Annotated in this window: 17 protein-coding genes and 1 pseudogene; 13 read left to right on the plus strand and 5 right to left on the minus strand. The window is 56.1% G+C overall.

Annotation, left to right across the window (positions count from 1 at the left end; all coding sequences use genetic code 11):
* The first annotated feature begins 11 nt into the window (after positions 1-11).
* Positions 12-1,364 (plus strand): hypothetical protein, encoded by a 1,353-nt coding sequence (locus JQ580_RS24845; protein ID WP_212282813.1) that lies wholly within the window; start codon positions 12-14, stop codon positions 1,362-1,364.
* A gap of 281 nt (positions 1,365-1,645) precedes the next feature.
* On the plus strand, positions 1,646-2,068 hold the full coding sequence (locus JQ580_RS24850; RefSeq protein WP_212282815.1) for a hypothetical protein: 423 nt from the start codon (positions 1,646-1,648) through the stop codon (positions 2,066-2,068).
* 833 nt (positions 2,069-2,901) lie between these two features.
* Here JQ580_RS24850 and JQ580_RS24855 read toward each other — a convergent pair.
* Both JQ580_RS24855 and JQ580_RS24860 read right to left on the minus strand, forming a co-directional pair.
* The gene (locus tag JQ580_RS24855) at positions 2,902-3,132 is read right to left on the minus strand and encodes a DUF3606 domain-containing protein (RefSeq protein WP_212282817.1); all 231 of its coding nucleotides are present in this window, start codon (positions 3,130-3,132) and stop codon (positions 2,902-2,904) included.
* A 184-nt stretch (positions 3,133-3,316) separates the two neighbouring features.
* Entirely contained in the window at positions 3,317-3,649 is a 333-nt protein-coding gene (locus JQ580_RS24860) for an ATP dependent DNA ligase (RefSeq protein ID WP_311982481.1), read from the minus strand.
* A gap of 567 nt (positions 3,650-4,216) precedes the next feature.
* Here JQ580_RS24860 and JQ580_RS24865 point away from each other — a divergent pair.
* The 7 genes from JQ580_RS24865 (at position 4,217) to JQ580_RS24900 (ending at position 8,009) form a co-directional block, all read left to right on the plus strand.
* On the plus strand, positions 4,217-4,828 hold the full coding sequence (locus tag JQ580_RS24865; protein WP_212282818.1) for a GIY-YIG nuclease family protein: 612 nt from the start codon (positions 4,217-4,219) through the stop codon (positions 4,826-4,828).
* Positions 4,829-5,110: 282 nt separating this feature from the next.
* The gene (locus JQ580_RS24870) at positions 5,111-5,599 is read left to right on the plus strand and encodes a hypothetical protein (RefSeq protein WP_212282819.1); all 489 of its coding nucleotides are present in this window, start codon (positions 5,111-5,113) and stop codon (positions 5,597-5,599) included.
* Positions 5,600-5,615: 16 nt separating this feature from the next.
* A complete protein-coding gene (locus JQ580_RS24875) occupies positions 5,616-6,122 on the plus strand; it encodes a hypothetical protein (protein ID WP_212282820.1) in 507 nt (168 codons plus the stop codon).
* A gap of 190 nt (positions 6,123-6,312) precedes the next feature.
* On the plus strand, positions 6,313-6,528 hold the full coding sequence (locus JQ580_RS34345) for an AlbA family DNA-binding domain-containing protein (RefSeq protein WP_409363231.1): 216 nt from the start codon (positions 6,313-6,315) through the stop codon (positions 6,526-6,528).
* Entirely contained in the window at positions 6,515-6,952 is a 438-nt protein-coding gene (locus JQ580_RS24885) for an AlbA family DNA-binding domain-containing protein (protein ID WP_212282823.1), read from the plus strand. The genes JQ580_RS34345 and JQ580_RS24885 overlap by 14 nt, the downstream gene beginning before the upstream one ends.
* Positions 6,953-7,248: 296 nt before the next feature.
* Positions 7,249-7,818 (plus strand): hypothetical protein, encoded by a 570-nt coding sequence (locus tag JQ580_RS24895; protein ID WP_249134398.1) that lies wholly within the window; start codon positions 7,249-7,251, stop codon positions 7,816-7,818.
* On the plus strand, positions 7,818-8,009 hold the full coding sequence (locus JQ580_RS24900) for a hypothetical protein (RefSeq protein WP_212282826.1): 192 nt from the start codon (positions 7,818-7,820) through the stop codon (positions 8,007-8,009). Before JQ580_RS24895 ends, JQ580_RS24900 begins: the two co-directional genes overlap by 1 nt.
* A gap of 291 nt (positions 8,010-8,300) precedes the next feature.
* Here the strand turns inward: JQ580_RS24900 and tnpC are convergent.
* Positions 8,301-9,182, minus strand: a pseudogene (tnpC, locus tag JQ580_RS24905) (IS66 family transposase); the annotation flags it as partial.
* Positions 9,183-9,314: 132 nt separating this feature from the next.
* Here tnpC and JQ580_RS24910 point away from each other — a divergent pair.
* The 3 genes from JQ580_RS24910 (at position 9,315) to JQ580_RS24920 (ending at position 10,782) form a co-directional block, all read left to right on the plus strand.
* The gene (locus tag JQ580_RS24910) at positions 9,315-9,506 is read left to right on the plus strand and encodes a hypothetical protein (RefSeq protein WP_212282827.1); all 192 of its coding nucleotides are present in this window, start codon (positions 9,315-9,317) and stop codon (positions 9,504-9,506) included.
* Positions 9,507-10,037: 531 nt separating this feature from the next.
* Positions 10,038-10,286 carry a hypothetical protein gene (locus JQ580_RS24915; protein WP_212282829.1) on the plus strand — a complete coding sequence of 83 codons (249 nt, stop codon included), beginning with the start codon at positions 10,038-10,040 and terminating at the stop codon, positions 10,284-10,286.
* A 166-nt stretch (positions 10,287-10,452) separates the two neighbouring features.
* Complete coding sequence (locus tag JQ580_RS24920; RefSeq protein WP_212282831.1) at positions 10,453-10,782, plus strand: hypothetical protein; 330 nt, start codon at positions 10,453-10,455, stop codon at positions 10,780-10,782.
* Between the two features lie 391 nt (positions 10,783-11,173).
* On the opposite strand, the gene JQ580_RS24925 is transcribed toward JQ580_RS24920, so the two are convergent.
* Positions 11,174-11,737 carry a hypothetical protein gene (locus JQ580_RS24925; RefSeq protein ID WP_212282832.1) on the minus strand — a complete coding sequence of 188 codons (564 nt, stop codon included), beginning with the start codon at positions 11,735-11,737 and terminating at the stop codon, positions 11,174-11,176.
* 397 nt (positions 11,738-12,134) lie between these two features.
* Here JQ580_RS24925 and JQ580_RS24930 point away from each other — a divergent pair, with 397 nt between their 5' ends.
* On the plus strand, positions 12,135-13,100 hold the full coding sequence (locus JQ580_RS24930; protein ID WP_249134399.1) for a tyrosine-type recombinase/integrase: 966 nt from the start codon (positions 12,135-12,137) through the stop codon (positions 13,098-13,100).
* A 91-nt stretch (positions 13,101-13,191) separates the two neighbouring features.
* Here the strand turns inward: JQ580_RS24930 and JQ580_RS24935 are convergent, their stop codons facing one another.
* On the minus strand, positions 13,192-13,389 hold the full coding sequence (locus JQ580_RS24935; protein ID WP_212282833.1) for a hypothetical protein: 198 nt from the start codon (positions 13,387-13,389) through the stop codon (positions 13,192-13,194).
* Between the last annotated feature and the right edge of the window lie 356 nt (positions 13,390-13,745).

Consider the following 13,745-nt stretch of genomic DNA (forward strand, 5'->3'; position numbering starts at 1 on the left):
GGAGCAGGATCATGAGCGACGACGAACATGATAACGTAGGTAAGCTCGATCGGCGAAGCATGTTGGCGGGCGGCGCGGCGACAGTTGCGCTTAATGGTCTACCTGGTTTCGCAAAGGCCGCAGAATCTGGCACCATCGAGCCGCATTTCAACGTAAACCTTTTTGGCGCGGTTTACATGGATCCTCGATACCTGAACCGTTTCAATGGCCATACTTACTCTGCGGCAAATATCCAGAACGTTCAAACCAAAATTAAGCAAGCATTTCCGAACAGAAGCGATCTTAAATGGGGCGCCTATCAGAAATTGATTGAGCCCGATTCGAGTAAATGGGGAACGACTGCTGCTTTCAACAATTGGCTCGATCTCTCGAACGAAACGCGCGACGACCTAGAAAAACTTCCTGCAAAGTTTGCCAGGCCCGAACGCGCAATGAACCCCTTCGACACGGGGCAAGTCGCTTCTAATCTGTTGGAGCACCTAGATGAGGTAGTTCGCATCGCTCTCTGGGATCACGCGGTGCCGTTAAAAATTAGCGTCCTCCCGAGACGCGCACGTCATCACGGATTAGTCACGGAGTGGGATACTGTACCGCCGCCTTCCGGAGTGAACCCGAACTTGCAGCTAAAAGGGCTCACCATTTATGTCCAGTGTCCACAAGGCGGTTGGCAGGGCTACGCCATCTGGCGCAATAGAGTGTCAACAAGTCAGATTACGAAATTTGCGGCCAAGTGGAAGGTACCTCAAGCTCCGATTCATCAGGACTCTCAGATACTTTTTATTTTCAATGGGCTCGAAAGTGTTTCTCGCCGCAACGCTACCGGAGGCATTTTGCAGCCTGTCCTGCAGTGGACTAAAACGGATGGCTGGTACGTGCGAAGTTGGTACGTCACCGCCGATTTTGATCCGGTGAAGTATCCCAATCTTCCCGATCTAGCGACTGCGGTCGGCCAAGATCATCTCGGCGATGAGAACCGTTGTTACTCCAAAGCTGTCAAAGTGAACCCAGGAGATACGGTCGTCGGCAACATAAAAGGCACAAAAGACGCGACAGGAAGGTACAACTATATTTGTCATCTGGAAGTCAATGGCCAACGCCAAGCGGACACCGAGTTGCGGTTCGACGACATTCCGGAGTTGACTTTTGCAGTATGCGCCATCGAAAGCTATGACGTTGCACAAAAGCCAGCAGACAGACCTCCATACTACCCATCCGCTCCAATCACGCTATCGTCGCTGGACTTGCAGGTTGACTCAAGACCCGTCCCCGCCCCGATCGCATGGAAGAAGAGCAAAAAGCTAGGTGGCGACTACACCGCAACCCCAAATGCGAACGGAAACGCAGTGGAATTCAAGCTAGTCTAGCGCCAAGCAATCAATCTGCCTCAGCTCGGCACTCAGTGATAATTTCGATCGCATGGACGACCGATGGCGCGACGAGCTACCTGAGGCGCCGTCGGAAGCTTCATTTCCGGTAGATGCGCAAGCTTTGGAGACTCCGGATCCGAAAGCTTCGGCGGAGGAATTTGCGGAAGTGAAATTTGCGGCAGGGGCGGCAGCTCACCTTTGGCGGCGGTGGAATGGATTGCCACGGCCCTTCTGAGCAGGTTTTGATCAACGGCCGAACAGCGAATGATCTAATGCGAATGCCGCAGCCGCTGCTTCGTCTTTTATTAGATTTTACCCCAACGATCTTTTGCCGCAGCCAGCATGTCAGGCTTTTTTGCATTGCCTTTGCGGGTGGCATGAAGCTTTACTTTGAGGAGATTGATCGTCGGTCAATGGAGCCCCGCCAGCTCGCAGGCGAGGACGGCAGCGCTGAGCATGGGGAAGAGAGCCTTGACACGCCTGAATTGTCGAGAGAATGGCTCTTCGATGCAGACGCCGATGCAATCCGGTCCGGCGAAGCGCTGGACGACCCCGTGAACGCCGACCGTGCGGCTCCGAACTTCAAACCGAAGTGCCTGGGCATCCAATCCTCCATCGATGTAAACCCGGCTAACGCCGAACGTCGTCCCCAAGTCTACTCCGAGCACGTCCTAGCGACTCAATCAACGAGCTTTGATTGATTTGCTCACAACGTAGAGAGGAAGCTTACGCGGGGCTTCGCGGATAAGTGATCTAGTCCCGCCCACGAGTTTTTCTGGCACGCGAAGGGAAACGGTTGGCTCACCGTAGAAGCTCGGCCGACCGAGCCGACGCCGCTTCACGGACTGAATTGCTTGCATGGAAGGAATAGTGAGCCGTATCGAGGTCGGCGTCAAACCCAAAGGGCCCCCGGCCGGGGCCGGAGGCCCTCGTAGGCAGCTAGGGGTACTTCCGCCCTAGTGATGCCAGAACAGTGCGAGCAAGAGAATAATCGGCAGCGGGATGCCGAGCATCCATAGCAGTGCGCCTTTACCAAAGCCCATGATGTCCTCCTCAGTTACTGACGGTTCGGACCGCCCGAATGGTTCCGGGCTTGGAACGTTCAATAGTTCTCAAGCTTGTCGGCAAACACTGCAGGCACCCATGGGGGTCAATAAACCCAAAGGCGACAACACACGCAAAAGCGCGGCGAAGAAACGCACGCAGCTCAAGAACCCGCTGACGAAGACGGTCACCAAGCGCAATAAGGAGGCAGGCAGTTTATGGCCGTCAAGAAAACCGCGAAGAAGTACAAGGTGTTCGAAAAGACAAGTGAGCTAACGGCGAGTCTCGTCGGCTCGCCCTCCACTTCCTCGATAATCCCCTCTACGTCAGGCACGTCGAAATCGTCACTAGCCCTGTTGCATCCGCAAGGCATGCCGGCGCCGCACTGGCATCCGTTTACGGTATCGGTCCGTGGCCGGTTGGGGTGATTTTCACGCACCCGGCCCAGGCCGTGACAGGCGGGACAATTTGCTTTGGTCATATCGCTCAATCAAAAAGCGCGCGGGCCTTGCTCCAAAGATCGCAAGCATACCGCGCGCGTCGGTTCACGCCGCCAGCTCTTACGAACGGCGGCGGCCGAATTGCCTACCTTATCAACTGCCTTCTGCAGTTCATCTTTCGATACACCAAGGCACTTGGTCCAGTATTTGACCTCAAAATCCTCGTGCATTTTGATTTTGCTACGGTCGCGCTGGTCCCGTTTGGTGAGATTGTCGTTCATGCTTCTCCTCAATGGCCTGTAGAAGTCGTTCATCATCAAGAACGGTCAGAAGGTCGTTTATCGTCTCCTCGCAGTCCCGCGGACCGGGCTCGACGTAGCGAGCCAGGATGGCCTGGGCTTCTCTAACCGCCTGGGTTACGCGATCCGGCATGCCTGTACTCCACTTACTCGTGGTGAAACGTAATCAGGAACGACGTGTTCCTTTTGTGAGTCCTTTGAAAGAGCTGGCGCGGAGCAGGCCTTCCGAAGTGATGTCCCGGTACTCGATGTCGGCATAGAACTTCGGCTCAACCCATGTGGCCTTGGGCTTCTTGATAGTTTGGGTGAGCTTCTGCTTTGGACTGACGACCGTATCCAGCGCCTTGCGGATCTCTGCCGATTTGGTCCGGGTCCAGCCGGTCCCGGCCTTACCCACGTAGCGCCGCTCTTTACCATCCTGTCTGCCGAAGTAGAGGGCGGCTACACCACCAGGCTCCTTGATGAAACCAATGACGAGGAATTGCTCGCGCTGTACCACCTTGATCTTTTGCCAGGCCTCGACCCTGTCCGATCGATACGGAGCGTCCACACGCTTCGAGAGGCGAACAAACAGGGTGAAGAGGAAGACCAGATGGACCTTGGCCTATAACGCCCTAGTATGCGCGTTATCGATGATCCCAATGATGTCCAATACGTAGACGAACTTCTCGTAGCTGCTGGATATCCGACACGGAAATCACATCCTCATAGCTCTCGTGCTGACTGTCACCCTTCTTCGACTTGGTCTTTCGCATAACCATTTCTTGCAAAAACGCTTTGACATTTCCTCGCAAAGTGTCCGAACCATCGCTGGAAACCAGCTTGATGCCGTTCGTATAAGCGCGGCGAACAATGATTTAAGGATTCACGTGAAGAATCTTAAGGCTACCGGCAGAGCTTAATTGCAAGCGGCGCTCATCACCCGATCAAGCTTGTCGAACTCGCGGATGGTCTCATTGGTGTCAGTGACGCTTGCCGTTGGCCGGTAATGTGCTTACGTCCGAACGCACCCTACTAATCGTGCGCCCCGGCTGATATGCTGTGGCGGTTCTTTTGGGAGGTTGCCTTGGAAGACGAGTTAACCACCGACGAGTTGGCTTTTCTGGCCAGGCAAGGCCTCGGGCCAGACGATGTGTTTGATGCCCGGTGGATGTCTCAAGCGGATTGGTTCGAAGAGATCAAAAAAGCTGGAAAGCAGGTTGCGCTGGGCGGCCCCTGCAAAAAGCAGAGCCATCGACTGAGATCGAGAAAAGGTCACTGTGTGCAGTGCAACACGGCCAAGCTTGCCTACGCCGCTCGACACAATTTGGAGCAATATCTCTACATTGCTGGCTCCTTGCAAGCACGCCTTATCAAGGTCGGCGTCTGCAAGAATCTTCTTCAGAGGAATAGGCAAATATGCGCAGAAAGGCACGGCGGTGCCGCCGATTGGGAAATCATCTATGCTGTAAATGTCGCAAGAGCTGGTGAAATCGAAGACCGTATCCTCGATCAGCTTTCACCATATTCAGTCGATGAGCATTATTGGAAGAATGGATCTCTTCAGAAGTCGATCGAGCTTCGTCGCTGTTCGATCAGCCAGGCTCTCGCGGTGGTGCATGCCGAGCTGGAGGGTAGGCCGTTTGATCCGGCCATAAACTGGCGGGACAAGTCCGCCTACGAGTTCGTGCCTCGTTAAGTCCGGCGCCGCGTTTGGCCAGGGCTTTCTGACCTGTCTCGGTCACCCTGAATTGAGGGCCGTCGCGTTCGATATACCCTCGAGCCAGCAAGTTCACGACCTCGTGCTTCTTGGTCTCTTCGAAGGTCGAAGACCCCTGCCCGATGTCGCATAGAAAGGATACTTCATCGTCTGTAAGCATGACCTAAAAACGACGTCGGTCTTAGCTGGTTCCAATTTCCAAACGGCCTCATTCGACTCGAACGATCAAACTGGTATCTTGCCGCGTTCTGGGGAATCGAGATGAAATACGTCGTGCTTACCATGATGCTAATTGCCTCTCCCGCTCTCGCCGAAACCGGCAAGAGAGACCTATTGGGGTTCTCTCCCGGCATGACGTTGGCCTCAGCAAAGGCTTTCGGAGCGAGGCGCAACTTCAGATGCGAGGTTGTGCCGAGAGCCCCGTTTGCGCTCTACTGCACAAGGGGAGCCGAGACCGTCCGCCTGTTGTCGGGACTGCTTGAGGGAGCCCCAGTGTACGACGTTCAGCTCAAGGTCGATATCGACGATTTGGCTACCGGCGCCCAGGCGGTCTCTAAGGAGTTTGGTAGACAACCCGACTTCGTGCCCCCCTCATATGAGCGCGCCCAGCGCTATGAATGGAATCTTGAAACGGGAGAGACGGTAAGGCTGACGAAGGACAGCTTGAACCTAATCAACCGCAAGATCTTCTCCGAGAACCAAGAGCAGGAAAAAGCTGCTGGAAAATCAAAACAGCTTCCAAACTTTTAGATGCGATCGGGTAAACATGTCAGACCTTGTCTCTACGGTCACCGAGGCGGCCAGCGCACGATATCAGGGAGCGCACCTCAAGCAATTTCTAAGAGGTCAGTCGTTCTCAGCTGCGACTGAGGATATCAAGACCTTCTTTATCGAGCTGGGTGAGCGCCTCGGCTATTTGGTCTCGACCCGGGGTAATAACCGCAATGAGTGGCTCTACGATCTTGTTTGGCGGCGAGAGACCGACGGGTTTCTCACGAAGCAGGCGCTCGTTCTGGAAAGCGAATTACGCCCGGGCCCATCAGTGGCCCAAGGGGCCTTGGTCGATACCGACTTTCATAAATTAATACAGGCGCGCGCCCTGCTCAGAGTATGGATTGCGGCCATCTCACACTCTCAAATGGTTGTCGAACACAGGCTTAATTGCGAGCGCCAAATAAAAGAGTTCGAGCTAAGCCAACCCGGTGATGCCTACTTATTCATCCTCTACGATTGGACGAAGAATGAAGCGACGGTAAGCAGCTTTATTCTTTAGATTACAGCGGCGCGAGCAGTTGCCATCGCGATACGCAGACCGGCCATAATCAGAGCCATAGTAGCAGCGGCGCCGCCGTGCTGGATCTTGGCAACGGTAATTGCCCCTCCAGTGTTGACGCTCTATTGCTCACACGGAAAAGCTGCTACTGGCAAGCCTTTCAACTCGCGGGCATCCGGATGGCATTTCAATTTACCAAACGCGCCAGGATCTTGAGAAGCTCCTCGCCAATGGCGCAGTCGAAAACACCGAACTCGAATTCAAGGATTCTCGATCGCTCGTGAGGGATGACGGGAAGATCACCGAGCTGTGCATCAACGTCTCTGCGTTGGCCAACTCGGCGGGCGGGCAGATCATCTACGGTATCAACGAACAAGAAGACGAAGGGGCCCGTGGTCGTCGATGAAGGTGTTGCAGACGCCAGTATTACCCGAGACTGGATCAGCCAGATCCTTAATGCCCGCATCAAGCCCCGCCTGCAGGAATACACCATCGATCCCATAGACCTACATCAGGGACAGTTGGGTTTTGTGATCTCCGTCCCACAGTCGGTCATTGGCCCGCATCAGGCACCGGACAATAGATACTATCGACGCATCGGGGTCGAGGTCCGCGCCATGGAGGATTACGAGATCAACGATATCCTGCGGCGGGCGACCACACCCGACCTTTATGCGCAAATCACCTTCGATCAAAAACAAACAACCCGCCCGGTAGACGCCACGATGAGTACAGGCTTCTCCCAGACGGTTCATCTCAATGTCACCGTGAAGAACCGCTCAAAACACGCCCGCTTACCATGTGATGGTCGATTTCCTAATCGACGCTGATCTAAGGGTTCCATTCAACAGGTCGGGGAGCGCGACCAACCACCTGGACCAAAGATGACTATTTACCGGAGGTCGATCAATTCCCCTCCTCACATGCCGGTGTTCAAGGAAGCGGAGCACGAGGACCACACCGCTACTGTGTCGGTTCAAATTCCCAACGAGCACTTGAATAGTGCAATCATCCGGCTTGAGATCTCACTTCAGACGCCTGGTTTCACAAAAATTGAAACGTGGACACTTCGCACTCGGCCGGGACAGCTCCGCCTGGTAGGCCCAGATGATCCGTTGAGCCATTGATGTTCCCAATACACAACACGTTCCCAAAGGAAATGGCGGTCATCGGCCGAATCCTACTCGACTACGGCGAGCTTGAGCTCGACCTAATGAACTGCATCCAGGTCGCACGGCAGTACGACCTGGACTCAACCTTGAAGGCGATGTTCCGGATCAGGGGCGAGCTAAGCCGCATTCAAATCGCTGATGCGTTGGGTCGCGTGCCATATTCAAACGCCGGGTTGGAAGCCGAATTCAGCGAACTCATTGACGCGATCGATCATTGCCGGAAGATCAGGAACAAGTATGCGCACGCCTATTGGCACGACCCGGATATCGGCAAGGCGCTCTGTTATGTCTCTCTCGAAGAGCTTGCCGAAGATAAAGAGCCGGTCAAGGACCTCACCGCTCTCACGTTCTTTTATCTCGATGAAAAGCTTTTGCTGCTCCAAGAGTCCTATTTCTTGTACGTCCGCGAGCTGATCCGGTATCTCAATTATGAGGGCCGGTTCAGAAACAAACACATTAACACGCAAATATTCAAGCGTCCTGCTGCAGTTGGGAAGCCGCCGTATTTCACGAGGAAGGCTTGATGATCCCCTCTCCCTACAATTTTGAACCGGCATTGTCAGACCAGGAGTATGCGAAGCTCGGCATTCTGGCGCTGCGCTGGTCGCACATCGAGCACATCCTCGGCAACTGCCTGAAGGTCATCCTACGCCTGACCGATGAAGAGGCTGTAATCGTCGTCTTCAGCCTGAGCGCCGACCAGCGAGCCGAATAGATCCATCGGCTCTCAAAACTGGCAGAGCTACCCGAGCCTGCCAAGAAGACCGTGTTGTTGATGCGGCGGCGCCTTGCAGAGCGGCCTTTTCCCAGCAGGAAATCGTTGAGCACCGCTGTTGGTTGTGAAGGGGTGTGGCGGCCCTGCAATCATGTCGGCCAGGCGCCGAAGGTAGGAGCGTTTGCCAAATTCGACGCCACCCATGATGACGATGGCTTCTGCCGTCGTTCGTGCTCTTCACGGATCAGCTCGAGCAGCGTAAGCATCCGGTGAGGACCGCGCAGCGGTTGGTTAGGCTGCCTGATTGATTTGTTTGTTTCGGGTGCGCCAATTCCAGGGCAGCAGTTCGTCGAGGCGTTGGACCGGATGTCCAGCGATGCGCGCCAAGACGTCGGCGAGCCAGGCTAGTGGATCCACGTCGTTCATTTTGGCTGTGACGATCAGGCTGTACATCATCGCGGCACGGTCGCCGCCGCGGTCGGAGCCACAGAACAGCCAAGACTTCCGCCCCAAGGCGATGCCGCGCAGGGCTCGTTCTGCGGCGTTGTTCGACAGGCAGATGCGGCCATCGTCGAGGAAGCGGGTAAACGCATGCCAACGCTTGAGCATGTAGTCCATCGCCTTGGCAACGTCGTTGCGCCGTGAGAGCTTGGCCCGTTGCACACGCATCCAGGCTTCCAAATCGGCAACCAACGGCGTGCTGAGCTCCTGACGGACGGCTTGGCGCCGCTCGGGCGTCTCGCCGTTGATGCCGCGCTCGATCTCGAACAAGGCATCGATCCGGCGGACTGCTTCCAGCGCCAGCGGCGAGATCACCTCCGGCTTTTCGCCTCGCACCTTGCGACGCGCATTCTCGGCCAAATCAGCCATCACGAAGAACGGTCGTCGGGCGTGGACCCAGCACGCAGCTTCCAGGATCAGGCCTGCGTTGCGGCCCGGGTCATAAAGCTTGCCATCGCCACCATAGGCATCGGCCTGGAAGATGCCGCTGTAGCCGGCCAGATGGGCCTGGGGATGCTCGCCGGCGCGATCGCGCGAGTAATAAAACACTGCCCCCGGCGGCGCCTGCCCGCCAAAAGGCTTGTCGTCGCGCACATAGACCCAGATGCGGCCGGTGTCAGTCTTGCCTTTGGCCAGGACCGGGACCGTCGTGTCATCCCCGTGCAATCGCTGTCAATCGGCTCGACGCACCAGCGGGGCTCCTAAAAGTCTCGGTTCACCCTGGGAAATTTCCCAGTGTCTGCTCCTGGGCCCGGCCGCTAAATGTCGCTGTAGGCTGTGAACCGTCGGGCATGACGTAGCGATATGGAAGAACTCACTGTTCAGCTTGAGAAGGTGCGCAAGCATGCAGAGGAATGTGCGCGGCTGGCGAGGACTGCCCCGGACAGGCAGACGCGCGCGCTGTTCGAAAGGCTCGCCGAACGGCTTCGAGAAATGCTGCAAGACATCGAGACGACAATCGCGGCGCGAACGAAGTTGAGTGGCCGCTGGGAATAGTCGCAAGCGCACCGTGCGCAACGTGAGGGAACGTCATGGATCACTGTGAGCTCGCAGCCCGAGCCGCCGTTGCCTGCTGGCATGGATCGGGTAACTACTAGCTTTGCTTACCTTGCATGCAAGCGATCACGAACTGTCGCGGTCCATTAGCTCCCTTCGCATTCTCCATCCCCGAAGTGAAGCCGCGATCCTTAGCTAGCTGTCTGCATTTTGCGAGTTTTGCTTGATCCACCGAGCCTTTCGGAGCAGTGCCTTGCTGCGCTTGTGCGGACGCTACACCCATCACCAAAACAGGAGCGAAAATTAATCTGAACATAATGGCTTCCCTCCGTTTAAAATATTAATAGATTAACTGACATTAAATGAAATGTCGAATCATTGCCGACCCCGCCCTTGGAATTCCCCGGTCAGGGCAGCGCGAGTAAGTCAGCACTGACTTACATTTCGCAGGAAATTCAACGGGTTGACGCGATTCCGCGAATATGAATCTATGACGGCACACCGCTAATGGTGGGGCTAAAGGGAATTGCAATGCCATTGATTGCCGACGACAATTACACTGCGCTCGTGCGCAAGCTCGCTGACCGGATGACCGGCGCCGCGAATGAATGTCCGTTCTCAAGTGCCAAAGATCGGCGCACCTGGGTCGAGACCGATGTGCAACATCTGTTGTGTTGCCGGCATCTTCCCGGCATCAAGCGCCGACAGCGAACCAAACCATCGGTGCACTGCCTAGGTAGCGCGCGCCTGCACCAGGTGGGCCGGCGTAACATTTCGTGATCCGAAGAGGCGCGTTGTCCTACATGCCGCCGCTATAGGCCAATCAGCGAACAGCTTCACGGCCGTTCGCTGTCTCCTCTGTCAGTGGCTCAGCCGGCGGCGCACACCCCGCCGGCTGGTTTTTCGTCAGGGGAGAACATCCAACCACTGACATGGAGAGAAGTGAATGCCTATCGATCGGATCCACACTATCAACATCACTGGCCGCGATGGTGCAGTAGTCCGCAAAGCACTTGCGTATGCCATTGAAGCGATAGACCGGCTGCCGCGGTGCTTCCAAGAAAGCAGTGACCGCGAAGATATGCTGAACTTCCTCGACGTGCTGGGCGATGCAGACCTACACCAATTCGTCGCGCGCCAACATCTAGTCGCGTCACTAGCCAATCCCGACGAGGACGACGCCGACTTTATCGAGGACGGATCGACGCCCACCCCCGACGAGGCAGAGTTCATCGACGAGGAAGAGGACGAGAATCTTTCAGGCGTTGTGCGCTGACCTTATCCGCTAGGCCTTGCCCAAAATCGTCCCTCGCGCTTAGATTGCGCGAGGGATGATTGAACTCAGTGGGGAATCATGAAGTTTCAGACTTTGCTGGTCGCTATTGCGTTGTCGACTGCGGTTATTGGGGCGCCGAGCTTGGCCGCAGAGAGCTGTAGCTCCTGGAAGCAAACATGCATCGCCAGTAGCCCAAACACAAAGATTGAGGATAACATACAGAAATGCTCAGCTGCCGCGAAGGACTGCCAAGCCCGGTGCAAGAAGGGGCAGAAGAATTACTTCGTCGGCCCATTTAACGGGCAACAGCATCCTGTCGACACTTGCGGCTGAGAAGCGAGCACCGCGCGGTTCGCAATTCCAGGGCGCGGATCACACCGCGCCTTTTTTATTAAGTCGACGGATACGCCGGGATAGCTGTATGCGCAGCGTCATGCGTTATAACGCGGTCAAAGAATGCACTCACCAAAGGGATGTCCGTGTTTACGCCGCAGAATAGAACTGCAATGAAATGATCGTGATGTAGTATTCCCTTTCGGACGCGGCGCTGGTCGCGATAGCACGCCGCCCGTGGCCGATACGCTTCTGCTTGACCGATCGACAGTCCCTCGCCCTCGCGCTTCATCTCGATATGCACGGCAAGTATCTTGCCGTCTCCGTTTTCAAGAAAGAAGAGCGCATCGATCTCCATCGACACCGAGTTATCTATTCTACAGTTGCAAGAGGGACACGGGTTGAACCAGTAGTTCGACCAGAATGGGCATTTTGAACTTCCTCGCGCTGCCCACTGCTTTTGCCAGAGGGGCACCGCGTCTCGAAAGCTCTGCTCATAGTCGGTCCCCTCTAGAAGAAATGCGACAGTCGGCGGGTGATCTCTTACCCCGCGCGCGATGGCCGTCAGATATGGTTGAGCCGCCCTTTGATAGCGATAGTCGTCCGTGAAAAACTCAACCAAGACAATTCCTCCAGGTTCATAAATTATATGTGTTCGCTTCAATCATGGTGACGCATCACGCAATCGACCTTTCGGCGCGAGGCTACAATTTTGTGCGCGCGAACCGTAACTTGACCGCTATAGGCAAAGCCCCCCCTAAGCCGATCCAGGATGACGGACACAGTGCTGCACGGATTGACCAAACGCGGACTAACAAAACAGGAGGCGGCCGATTACTGCGGCTGCAACACCCTGTCAGCGTTTGACCGCTGGATCCAGAAAGGACTTATCCCCAGGGCGATGCCCAGAACGAGTCGCTGGGACCTCAAGGCTCTTGACGCCGCCCTAGACCGGGCATCGGGCCTTGTGACAGAATCAGCGTCTGAACTGACCCCATACCAGCGCTGGAAAGCCGAGAATGCGCGTAAGACCGAAGCCGCTTAAGCTGAAGGGCATCAACCGCGTCCCCAAGCGGCAGGCAGACGGCACGGTCAAAATCTATCTCTATCACCGCGCCACCAGCATCCGCCTGGACCCGGACCGGCTCGCAGAGACCTACGCTGAGGCGGAGAAGCGCACCCGCCGGAAAAGCGAAAAGACGCTGACCGATCTTATTCGGCTGTTCGACACGTCCAGCACCTACGCCGCGCTGAGCGAGGAGTCCCGCAAGCAGTATCCTTGGAAGCTCAAGCGTATCGAACAGAAGTGGGGCACGGTCCCAGAGGACACATTCAACAACGCCGACGACGCCGACGCATTCGCGGCGGACGCCCTCGCGTGGCACCAGGAGCTAGACAAGACCTCACGGCGATCAGCTGACAATCTCATGTCGGCGCTCTGCCGCGTGCTCTCGTTTGCGAAAGAGCAGCGCCGCATCAAGCACCACCCTATTCCGACCTTCCACCGGCTCTACAAGAGCGACCGCGCCGATAAGACGTGGTCCGAGGAGCAACAGCAACAGTTCATCAAGACCGCACGGCCCGCCATGGATACGGCCATGATCTTGGTCCGCAATACCGCAATGCGCGCCAGCGACGTGCGCAAGTTCGCGTGGACGCGCTACGATGGGCAGCGGGTGCAAATCCGGTCCAGCAAGACCGGCAAGATGCTCTGGATACCTGCGACGCGCGAGCTGAAAGCGTACCTGGACGCCCTGCCCCGCCTTGGCGCCCTGGTCATGCTGACGCCTAGCGGTAAGGCCTACACCAAGCGCTACTTCAATGATCACTGGCGCGAGGACTCGGATGCAGTCGAAGCCGGCGACCTGAACTTTCACGACAATCGGGGCACGGCAGCAACGTTACTCGCTGAGGCAGGCGCCACGGCCCCGGAGATCGCTGAAGCGTTGGACCTGGACCGTAGACAGGGCCCAGCGCATCATTGATGCCTATCTCGCCCGCCGTGGCGTTCTGGCGGCCAACGCCATCCAGAAACTTGAAAACCACCGCGACAAGATAATTTGCTCCAAAGCGTGACTACTTGCGTTCCGGATTGTCATCGCGCCACACCCAATCGACGCGGATCGCGATCGTGTCTTCGGCCTGAACGCCGAACGCCGACTTCATCACGTCGTCCCGCAATTCCCTCGCCTCGACCTTGTCATTGGCGTCAACAAACGGTAGCTGACGAACCAGTTTCTCCGCCGTCTGTGCATCTTTGCAGTAGACCGTCATGGGGGACATCAAATCCCCGCTTGGCTCAGTCACCTTCACTACAAACCCTGGCATTGTCATCTTCACTCGCCGAATACGCACGCCTGCAAGTCATAGTTGCGTGCGGCAAATATGCGGGTTGTCGCGCCCGGTTCAAGACCCATAGGAGTAGGGCGAACAACTAAAGAACGAAAATTGCAAACCATTTGCAAACGGGCGGTCGGCTGCAAACCGGCCACCCGAGACAGACCTAAAACTGTGAACATATGTGGAACGTTGCGAGACGTGCTAAGATGACGTTCTGAAGTCAATTCAGGAACTTAGCGTCCGCCCTAGTCCCACAAGGTACCTCCCGATCCCACAAATTCCTTGCCCCG

The sequence above is a fragment of the Bradyrhizobium sp. SZCCT0148 genome, assembly GCF_018129985.1.
Taxonomy (GTDB): domain Bacteria; phylum Pseudomonadota; class Alphaproteobacteria; order Rhizobiales; family Xanthobacteraceae; genus Bradyrhizobium; species Bradyrhizobium japonicum_H.

Coding starts and splice junctions, on each gene's coding strand:
- JQ580_RS24845 (WP_212282813.1), top strand. CDS start 12: ATGAGCGACGACGAACATGATAACGTAGGTAAGCTCGATCGGCGAAGC.
- JQ580_RS24850 (WP_212282815.1), top strand. CDS start 1,646: ATGCCGCAGCCGCTGCTTCGTCTTTTATTAGATTTTACCCCAACGATC.
- JQ580_RS24855 (WP_212282817.1), bottom strand. CDS start 3,132: ATGAACGACAATCTCACCAAACGGGACCAGCGCGACCGTAGCAAAATC.
- JQ580_RS24870 (WP_212282819.1), top strand. CDS start 5,111: ATGAAATACGTCGTGCTTACCATGATGCTAATTGCCTCTCCCGCTCTC.
- JQ580_RS24875 (WP_212282820.1), top strand. CDS start 5,616: ATGTCAGACCTTGTCTCTACGGTCACCGAGGCGGCCAGCGCACGATAT.
- JQ580_RS24895 (WP_249134398.1), top strand. CDS start 7,249: ATGTTCCCAATACACAACACGTTCCCAAAGGAAATGGCGGTCATCGGC.
- JQ580_RS24900 (WP_212282826.1), top strand. CDS start 7,818: ATGATCCCCTCTCCCTACAATTTTGAACCGGCATTGTCAGACCAGGAG.
- JQ580_RS24910 (WP_212282827.1), top strand. CDS start 9,315: ATGGAAGAACTCACTGTTCAGCTTGAGAAGGTGCGCAAGCATGCAGAG.
- JQ580_RS24915 (WP_212282829.1), top strand. CDS start 10,038: ATGCCATTGATTGCCGACGACAATTACACTGCGCTCGTGCGCAAGCTC.
- JQ580_RS24920 (WP_212282831.1), top strand. CDS start 10,453: ATGCCTATCGATCGGATCCACACTATCAACATCACTGGCCGCGATGGT.
- JQ580_RS24930 (WP_249134399.1), top strand. CDS start 12,135: ATGCGCGTAAGACCGAAGCCGCTTAAGCTGAAGGGCATCAACCGCGTC.
- JQ580_RS24935 (WP_212282833.1), bottom strand. CDS start 13,389: ATGACGGTCTACTGCAAAGATGCACAGACGGCGGAGAAACTGGTTCGT.